Origin of the sequence: Pseudoalteromonas sp. PAR1 (assembly GCF_947311895.1) — a bacterium.
In the GTDB taxonomy this organism is placed as follows: domain Bacteria; phylum Pseudomonadota; class Gammaproteobacteria; order Enterobacterales; family Alteromonadaceae; genus Pseudoalteromonas; species Pseudoalteromonas lipolytica_C.
In genome coordinates, this window is record NZ_CAMZMY010000034.1 from 24,150 (window position 1) to 32,177 (window position 8,028).

The following is an 8,028-nucleotide window of genomic DNA, read 5'->3' on the forward strand; positions in this document are numbered from 1 at the left end:
AGTAGGACGACTAACAATGGCTTTAACACACCTTCAGCAATTAGAAGCTGAAAGTATCAAAATCATGCGCGAAGTTGCTGCTGAGTTTGAAAACCCGGTGATGCTTTATTCTATCGGTAAAGATTCATCAGTGTTATTACACTTAGCGCGTAAAGCGTTTTACCCAGCAAAAATTCCATTTCCACTTTTACACGTTGATACCAACTGGAAGTTTAAGGAAATGATTGAGTTTCGTGACCGCCTTGCTAAAGAGTATGGTTTTGATTTAATCGTCCATAAAAACCCAGAAGGTTTAGCGATTGATATCAATCCATTTGTGCATGGCTCAGCTAAACACACCGACATCATGAAAACGCAAGGCTTAAAGCAAGCGTTAGACAAATACGGCTTTGATGCTGCGTTTGGTGGTGCACGTCGTGACGAAGAGAAATCACGTGCTAAAGAGCGTGTTTACTCATTCCGTGACAAACACCACAGATGGGATCCAAAAAACCAACGTCCAGAGCTTTGGAATACGTATAACAGCCAAGTTAATCCGGGCGAAAGTATTCGTGTATTCCCGCTTTCAAACTGGACTGAGCTTGATATTTGGCAGTACATCTACCAAGAAAACATTGAAATGGTTCCACTTTATCTTGCCAAAGAACGCCCTGTAGTTGAGCGTAATGGCACGCTTATTATGGTTGATGACGAACGTATGCCTTTAGAAGAAGGTGAAGTACCGCAAATGAAATCGGTCCGCTTCCGCACTCTTGGTTGTTACCCGCTAACGGGTGCTGTGGAATCAACAGCAGGAACCTTAACTGAAATTATTGAAGAGATGCTGCTTTCTACCTCTTCTGAGCGTGAAGGCCGCGTGATTGATCACGACTCTGCTGGTTCAATGGAAAAGAAAAAACGTGAGGGCTATTTCTAATGTCTAAAACAAACGACACGATTAATGAAGTAAGAGAGCTAGGCATCGACGCCTACCTTGCGCGTCAACAAGACAAAAGCCTTTTACGCATGCTGACTTGTGGTAGTGTAGATGACGGTAAATCAACCCTGATTGGCCGCCTTTTACACGACAGCCACCAAATTTATGAAGACCAACTTGCAGCCCTGCATAAAGACAATGAAAAAGTCGGTAATGCCGGTGAAGAGCTTGATTTAGCACTCCTTGTAGATGGTCTTCAAGCTGAGCGTGAGCAAGGTATTACCATTGACGTTGCTTATCGTTACTTCTCTACAGCAAAACGTAAATTCATTATTGCTGATACGCCAGGACATGAGCAATACACACGCAACATGGTGACCGGCGCATCAACTAGTGACGTGGCGATTATCCTAGTTGACGCTCGTTACGGCGTACAAGTACAAACTAAGCGTCATAGCTTTATCTGTGACTCATTAGGTATTAAGCAGTTTGTTGTTGCTATCAATAAGATGGATATCGTCGATTTCGATGAAACGGTATACGAGAAAATCAAAGCCGACTACCTTAAGTTTGCAGAGCAGCTAAACGTTACTAATATCAAATTTGTGCCGATGTCAGCACTGAAAGGTGACAACGTAGTAACACGCTCAGAGCACACACCTTATTACACAGAAAAGCCACTGCTGGAGTTACTTGAAGACTCACCAGCAGCTGAAATTGATAACGGGTTTGAAGCCCGCTTACCAGTGCAATATGTAGTACGCCCGAACTTAGACTTCCGTGGTTTCCAAGGCACTTTAACGTCTGGCAAACTTAGCGTGGGTGATGCAGTAAAAGTATTACCATCGGGTAAAAGCTCGAGCATTAAAGAGATTGTCACTTTCGATGGTAACCTAGATACAGCTGAAGCAGGCCAAGCAATTACCTTAACGTTAAACGACGAAATTGATATCAGTCGTGGCGATGTGATTGTACCAGCAGCCTCAAATGCTGCTGTAACAAACCGTATTCAAGCTAAATTAGTATGGATGCATGAAGCACCGTTAGTATTAGGTAAAAGCTACAACTTTAAGTTAGGCAGCAAAAATACCTCGGCAGTGGTAAGAAAGATCGATCACACGATTGATGTTAATACCCTAGAGCATGGTCAAGCTGACTCATTACAGCTTAACGAAATTGCCATTGTAACCCTAGAGCTTACAGAAACAATTTTGGCTGATGAGTACCATAACAACCATGAAACAGGTGCATTTATCCTAATTGATCGCTTATCTAACCTGACCGTTGCTGCAGGTATGATTGAACAATTACTTAGCACCGAAGAGCAACAAAGTAACTTTAGCGATTTTGAAGTTGAATTTAACGCATTAGTACGCAAGCACTTCCCTCATTGGCAAGCGCTTGATATAACTAAGCTTAAATAATCACCATTCGCCTGTTATAGGAAGTAAAAAGCATGTATCAACAGCTGGTATTAACAGGCATTATGCTGGTATTAGTCGGGTGTCTTTTTGGCACTCGACTAAAACCTGCATGGTTATTTGTCGGCGCCATTGGTATTAGTTATTTAGCTGGGCTGATCAGCCTTGAAGATATGCTAATTAACTATGCAAATCCTTCTTTAATTACTCTTATTCTACTTGTACTCGTTTCGATAGCGGTAGAAAAAACCACGTTAGTGCAAAAGCTTGCTCAGTCTCTTTCGAAAGGTAGCCTGACAAGTTCGGTGACAAAACTGGGTTTATCAACTGCCTTTTTATCATCATTTACTAATAATACAGCAGTAGTAGCATCGCTTATCAGTGCAATAAAAGAAAGCCCGACACATTCACCGTCTAAGCTTTTGTTGCCTTTATCGTACACTGCCATTTTAGGTGGCACGATCACCCTGATAGGTACCTCAACCAATTTAATTGTTAATGGCTTTGCCGTTGAAGCGGGCATGGAGCCACTTGGTTTTTTTGATTTTACCTTGATTGGTTTAGGCGCATTAAGTGTTGGACTTATCACTATTTTAGTGATGCTCAAGTATTTACCAGATAACGGTAAAAATGACCAAGAGGTGGTGCCCTTTTACCTTGAAGGTAAAGTCGAAACAGGATCTAAACTAATTGGTAAAAGTGTTGAGGAAAATGGCCTTCGTGAATTAAAAGACTTGTTCTTAGCCGAAATAATCCGCGGTGATAAACGTATTTGCGCGGTTACCCCAAAACAAGTTATTAAAGAAGGTGACGTACTGCTGTTTGTAGGTGATATAAAGTCAGTACCTCTGCTCACCCAATTTGACGGCTTAAAAGTTGTGCACGACAAACATGAGAAAGACGTTGAGCACCTAGTTGAAGTTGTTGTTAGTCATTCATCAAAATACATTGGTAAAACAATTAAAGAAATTCGCTTTCGTGAACAATTTCATGCAGCCGTTATTGCCATTCGCCGCGGCCATGACCGTTTACAAGGTGGCTTAGGTAAAGTTCAACTGCAAGCGGGTGATTCCTTGATCCTTGCTCCTGGCAAAGCATTTTACTCGCTGCCCAATTTAAAACGCGAGTTTGTTTATATATCAGGCCTTGATTTACAAACCCATTTAAAACCTAAGCAATCAAATATTGTGTTAGCAAGTTTTGCAACCGTATTAGGGTTAAGTATTGTTGGCCTAGTGCCATTAGTAAAAGGCCTACTCGTTCTTCTTATCGGTTTAATGCTAACGGGCACAATCAAGCTAAGTGAAGTAAAACGTCGCTTCCCAATAGAGTTACTCGCAGTAGTCGGTAGTGCCATTGGCCTTGCCAAACTCATGATAGGCACAGGCCTTGCCGGTGAAATTTCGTCGGCCATGTTATACGTATTAGGTGACTTTGGGCCTTACGGCGCATTTATCGCCATATTCTTAATGACGGTTTTATTTACCGAACTCATTACCAACAATGCCGCTGCAGCGCTTTCGTTTCCGGTAGCGTATGCACTCGCCGTTGGTTTTGATGTATCACCGTTGCCTTTTATTATGGCTGTCGCATTTGGTGCATCAGCGAGCTTCATTTCGCCATTTGGTTATCAAACTAACTTGATGGTTTACAGCGCGGGAAATTACCGCCTTAAAGATTACATTGCCATGGGCTTACCTTTATCGATTATTTACTCGATTACGGTTTTAACACTCATACCACTGGTATTCCCATTTCAATAACGAGAGTAAAGACAATGGATGAAAATATTGTTTGGCATAATTACGCCATTAGCAAATCACAGCGTAGTGAGCAAAAAAAGCATAAGCCTGCCATTTTATGGTTCACAGGTTTTTCAGGTTCAGGCAAAAGTACAGTTGCTAACGCACTAGAAAGCGCATTAAACCAGTTAGGCGTTCACACCTACCTACTTGATGGCGACAATGTGCGTCATGGCTTATGTAAAGATCTTGGCTTTACTGATGAAGACCGCGTGGAAAACATTCGTCGCGTAGGTGAAACTGCCAAGCTAATGGTCGATGCCGGTCTTGTGGTATTAACCGCATTTATTTCGCCATTCCAAAGCGAACGCGATATGGTAAGAAACTTAGTAGAGGATGGTGAGTTTATTGAGGTATTTTTAGATACCCCGCTCGACGTGTGTGAAACACGCGACCCTAAAGGGCTTTATAAAAAAGCGCGTGCAGGTGAAATTAAGCACTTCACAGGTATCGACTCAGACTATCAAATCCCTACATCGCCAGAAATTAAAATCGATACCAGTAAAAACAGCCTAGACCAATCGGTGCAAGAACTGGTAGCGTATTTAAAACAACAGCAAATTATAGGTTAAGTCATGAATCAAACGGAACTGCTAGAAGAAATCTTACTCCTCGCACGCCAAGCCGGCAGTGCAATAATGGGGATTTACGAAAAGGACTTTAATGTTGAGTACAAAGCTGATGAAAGCCCAGTGACCGACGCCGACCTAGCAGCTCACAAAGTGATTGTGAATGGCTTACAACATCTCACCCCTGATGTACCAATTCTAAGCGAAGAAAGCGCTGATATTAGCTGGGATATCCGTCAAACTTGGCAACGCTACTGGTTAGTAGACCCAATTGATGGCACCAAAGAGTTCATTAAAAAGAATGGCGAGTTCACTGTAAACATTGCCTTGATTGAAAAAGGTAAACCGGTATTGGCCGTTGTCGATGCACCGGCATTAGGTGTGTCGTATATTGCTGCAGAAGCAATAGGTGCCTTTAAAGATAAAGGTGATGAGCGTATCGAACTTAAGGTAACCCGTAAACCAAATAAAGGGCTTATCCGTGTTGTCGGCAGTCGTTCACACCCCTCTCCTGATTTAGCTGAATTCGTAAAACAGTTTGAAGATGTAGAAATGGTTTCAAAAGGCAGCTCACTAAAACTTTGCCTTGTTGCCGAAGGGAGTGCAGATATATACCCACGCCTTGGCCCAACCTGTGAGTGGGATACCGGAGCAGGTCATGCGATTGCTGAAATAGCAGGCGCAACGGTTAGCAAACTCGATGGCAGCCCACTACTGTATAACAGTAAAGAAGAGTATCTGAATCCGTATTTTGTCGTATCGGCTTTACAGGACTAAAAACGTTCCGTTTAATATCGTAGGCTGGGTTGAGCGTAGCGAAACCCAGCACTTTTCTTATCATCTCAAAGTAAGTCTATAGATTTAACGCCTACCACTTAATAGTGAAACCCACCTAGATAATAAGTCCTTGTTCCTATAATATTTTGCTCTCTTAATCTATTAAAGGAATAACCATGACGACTGTTGAAAAAGCAATTGAAGCCGGTTACGAGGCACAAATTACTGCACTTTATAAAGCCCTTTCACAAGGGGTGCTTGCTGCTAATGGCGATGAAAGTGAAATCACAGCAGCTGAAGCGCGTTTTAAGAAAGGTTTAGCATTTGCCGCAGACATTAAAGCTCGCGCACTTGCAGCTGCAGAATAAATAGCTTAATTGGGCTTATCTCAATAAGCCCAACTTTTTCCTTTGTAAGTCTCTCCTTACAGCATAGTTATTTAAATACAACGCTAAAACATGCATTCTTAGTCGCTTTTCTATATGCTGCGCGACAATTATTATTCTAATAGTGGAGTGCTAATGAACACACATCAAGATGCTATGCAGTATGATGCATCGACAACAAGTAGTAACTCAAAATGGAATCTTCATGACACCCAGTGGGTGTTAAGTTTATTTGGCACCGCAGTCGGTGCAGGGATTTTATTCTTACCAATTAATATCGGCATCGGCGGATTTTGGCCTTTAATTATCATGGCATGCCTTGCCTTTCCGATGACTTACTTAGCTCACAGAGGCTTAGCCCGCTTTGTTTTATCATCAAAAAAGCCTGAAGCAGACTTTACCGATGTAGTAGAAGAACACTTTGGCATTAATGCAGGACGCCTGATTTCTTTACTGTATTTTCTATCTATCTTCCCTATCTTACTTATTTATGGTGTTGGCTTAACCAATACTGTAGACAGCTTTATCGTTAATCAATTAGGTATGGAGTCACCCCCACGCGTGCTGTTATCTGGCCTGCTCGTTGGCGGTATGATCAGCCTAATGTTAGGTGGCGAAGCACTCATGTTACGTGCCTTTGCTATTCTTGTTTATCCTCTCGTCGCTATCCTGTTCTTCTTATCGATTTACTTGATCCCAAGCTGGCAAATGCCTGATGTATCAATCCCTGAGTTTTCAGGTTTCATGAAAACACTTTGGCTATCAATACCTATCATTGTATTCTCGTTTAGCCATGCCGCTGCAATATCAAGCTTTGTACATGTACAGCGCGCTCACTATGGCGACAATGCCAAAATGAAGTCAGAAGCAATTCTGAAGCGCACCAGCTTATTGTTAATTGTATTTGTTTTATTATTTGTTTTTTCATGCGTGCTGTCGCTTTCTAGTGAGCAAATGGTACAAGCAAAAGCAGATAACGTATCTATCTTGTCATTCCTTGCCAATATTACTGATAACTCGTTTATTGCGACCTTAGGGCCATTAGTTGCCTTTATCGCGATTACCTCATCGTTCTTAGGTCACTTTTTAGGTGCCCGTGAAAGCTTCAACGGCTTAGTCAGTAAACAAGCGCATATGAACCCTAAGCTTGTTGATAAGATTGGCACTGTCATCATGTTCTTCGCTATTTGGTATTGCTCAGTGATCAACCCAAGTATTTTAGACATGATGGATCAGCTATCAGGCCCTATAATCGCCATGATCCTTTTCATCATGCCAATGATTGCCGTATATAAGGTGCCTAGCTTACACAAATACAGAAACCGCTTGAGCACACTGTTCGTATTAACAGTTGGCTCTCTAGCCGTATTTGCGCTTATCTACAGCATGATTAAATAGTCAAAGCTTAAACTTTAAAAAGCCCAGCAGGGAAGCCTGCTGGGCTTTTTTGTTAGTAACTGGAAAGTTGGAAGGCGTGGCGTAGGTTGGGTAGAGCGCAGCGAAACCCAACACAGAGCTATCAGCTATCAGCTTTCAGCCGTCAGCGATCAGCCGCTCGGTGTGGGTGTTTGGTGCTGCGTCACCCTCAGCCGGAGGTTATAGGCTAAGTGTACTTGTAGGAATGGCTTTAACCATGAATGTTTTTGTTATAGTTTGAATTCGGCACTGAAGTGCCTCCTACGAGGCTTTGTTACTGAGGGAGACTCAGTTACCTGACAACTCGGTAGATCAACTGACATCTATTATCTGCCGTCTGAGATACGCATCACGTAGGAATGGCTTCTGCCATGAATATGCTTGTTATGGTCTGAATTCGGCACTGAAGTGCCTCCTACGGGGGTTGTTGCTGTGGGTGACTCTCTACTAAACAACCCAACAATTCAACTTTACCCTTGCTAACTAGAAACTCGCTAACTCGTTGGGTTTCGCTCCGCTCTACCCAACCTACCTGGAGAATGAACAGGGAGTGCTGAGGGAGTCCCTGTACTAAACAACCCCGCAGTTCAGCTGATGTCTGATGGCTGAAAGCTGACAGCTCCAGACGCAAAAAAGCCCGACTCTTTCGAATCGGGCTTTCTCTAATTTGGAGCCTGGCGATGTCCTACTTTCACATGGCAAATGCCACACTATCATCGGCGCTGTTTCGTTTCACTACTG

Annotated in this window: 7 protein-coding genes; all 7 read left to right on the plus strand. The window is 42.7% G+C overall.

Annotated features, from left to right (window positions below):
• The first annotated feature begins 16 nt into the window (after window positions 1–16).
• Window positions 17–916 (plus strand): sulfate adenylyltransferase subunit CysD, encoded by a 900-nt coding sequence (cysD, locus tag QL229_RS19410; protein WP_135922817.1) that lies wholly within the window; start codon window positions 17–19, stop codon window positions 914–916.
• Window positions 916–2,340: a sulfate adenylyltransferase subunit CysN gene (cysN, locus tag QL229_RS19415; RefSeq protein WP_199527553.1), complete on the plus strand. Its 1,425-nt coding sequence runs from the start codon at window positions 916–918 to the stop codon at window positions 2,338–2,340. The genes cysD and cysN overlap by 1 nt, the downstream gene beginning before the upstream one ends.
• Before the next feature lie 32 nt (window positions 2,341–2,372).
• Window positions 2,373–4,100: an SLC13 family permease gene (locus QL229_RS19420; RefSeq protein ID WP_135922819.1), complete on the plus strand. Its 1,728-nt coding sequence runs from the start codon at window positions 2,373–2,375 to the stop codon at window positions 4,098–4,100.
• A 14-nt stretch (window positions 4,101–4,114) separates the two neighbouring features.
• Complete coding sequence (gene cysC, locus QL229_RS19425) at window positions 4,115–4,711, plus strand: adenylyl-sulfate kinase (RefSeq protein ID WP_235383923.1); 597 nt, start codon at window positions 4,115–4,117, stop codon at window positions 4,709–4,711.
• A gap of 3 nt (window positions 4,712–4,714) precedes the next feature.
• The gene (cysQ, locus tag QL229_RS19430) at window positions 4,715–5,485 is read left to right on the plus strand and encodes a 3'(2'),5'-bisphosphate nucleotidase CysQ (protein ID WP_054554817.1); all 771 of its coding nucleotides are present in this window, start codon (window positions 4,715–4,717) and stop codon (window positions 5,483–5,485) included.
• 176 nt (window positions 5,486–5,661) lie between these two features.
• Complete coding sequence (locus QL229_RS19435; RefSeq protein WP_063700758.1) at window positions 5,662–5,853, plus strand: hypothetical protein; 192 nt, start codon at window positions 5,662–5,664, stop codon at window positions 5,851–5,853.
• A gap of 153 nt (window positions 5,854–6,006) precedes the next feature.
• Window positions 6,007–7,269, plus strand: a complete 1,263-nt coding sequence (locus QL229_RS19440; RefSeq protein ID WP_138558478.1) for an aromatic amino acid transport family protein — start codon at window positions 6,007–6,009, stop codon at window positions 7,267–7,269.
• The last annotated feature ends 759 nt before the right edge of the window (window positions 7,270–8,028 follow it).

Excerpts from the sequence above, each read along its gene's own strand:
- cysD (WP_135922817.1), top strand. The coding sequence starts at position 17 with ATGGCTTTAACACACCTTCAGCAATTAGAAGCTGAAAGTATCAAAATC.
- cysN (WP_199527553.1), top strand. The coding sequence starts at position 916 with ATGTCTAAAACAAACGACACGATTAATGAAGTAAGAGAGCTAGGCATC.
- QL229_RS19420 (WP_135922819.1), top strand. The coding sequence starts at position 2,373 with ATGTATCAACAGCTGGTATTAACAGGCATTATGCTGGTATTAGTCGGG.
- cysC (WP_235383923.1), top strand. The coding sequence starts at position 4,115 with ATGGATGAAAATATTGTTTGGCATAATTACGCCATTAGCAAATCACAG.
- cysQ (WP_054554817.1), top strand. The coding sequence starts at position 4,715 with ATGAATCAAACGGAACTGCTAGAAGAAATCTTACTCCTCGCACGCCAA.
- QL229_RS19435 (WP_063700758.1), top strand. The coding sequence starts at position 5,662 with ATGACGACTGTTGAAAAAGCAATTGAAGCCGGTTACGAGGCACAAATT.
- QL229_RS19440 (WP_138558478.1), top strand. The coding sequence starts at position 6,007 with ATGAACACACATCAAGATGCTATGCAGTATGATGCATCGACAACAAGT.